The organism is Pseudomonas sp. NPDC088429, from assembly GCF_044753305.1.
Classification (GTDB): domain Bacteria; phylum Pseudomonadota; class Gammaproteobacteria; order Pseudomonadales; family Pseudomonadaceae; genus Aquipseudomonas; species Aquipseudomonas rustica.
In genome coordinates this window covers 2572-3210 of record NZ_JBIVMX010000128.1, presented here as the reverse complement: position 1 = coordinate 3210, position 639 = coordinate 2572, and the positions used below count along the sequence as shown (strand labels likewise).

Here is a 639-nt window from a genome sequence, read left to right as displayed (position 1 = left end):
GTGCTGCTCAAATGGACGGCGCTATTCGGGTTTGTGGCATCGGACCATCAGCGGCCGAGCAAACCAGAATAGCGCCGTCCATTTGAGCAGCACCGGTGATCATGTTCTTCACATAGTCAGCGTGACCTGGGCAGTCAACGTGAGCGTAGTGACGGATCTTCGAGTTGTACTCAACGTGTGCGGTGTTGATGGTGATACCGCGAGCTTTCTCTTCTGGTGCGCTGTCGATCTTGTCGAAGTCAACGATTGCGGAACCGAACACTTCGGAGCAAACGCGAGTCAGAGCAGCAGTCAGCGTGGTTTTACCGTGGTCAACGTGACCAATGGTCCCAACGTTGACGTGCGGCAGGGAACGATCAAATTTTTCCTTAGCCATCGATATCACCCTTAACAGAAGAATTGAGCAAACTACATTAGCCATTAAAACAAAGGCAGATATTTTCATATCTGCCTTGTTATATGGAGCTCTTGAGCGGATTTGAACCGCTGACCTCACCCTTACCAAGGGTGTGCTCTACCAACTGAGCTACAAGAGCAAAACACTTTGCACAACCTGCAAACTTGGAGCGGGTAGCGGGAATCGAACCCGCATCATCAGCTTGGAAGGCTGAGGTTCTACCACGAATCGGTACCCGCGGA

Annotated in this window: 2 tRNA genes and 1 pseudogene; all 3 read right to left on the bottom strand. The window is 51.3% G+C overall.

Going from position 1 to position 639, the window contains the following annotated elements:
* Positions 1-22 precede the first annotated feature (22 nt).
* Positions 23-376, bottom strand: a pseudogene (locus ACIP66_RS28180) (GTP-binding protein); the annotation flags it as partial.
* An 84-nt stretch (positions 377-460) separates the two neighbouring features.
* Positions 461-536 (bottom strand) — tRNA-Thr (locus tag ACIP66_RS28175).
* A gap of 26 nt (positions 537-562) precedes the next feature.
* Positions 563-636: transfer RNA gene (locus ACIP66_RS28170), tRNA-Gly, on the bottom strand.
* Positions 637-639: the final 3 nt, after the last annotated feature.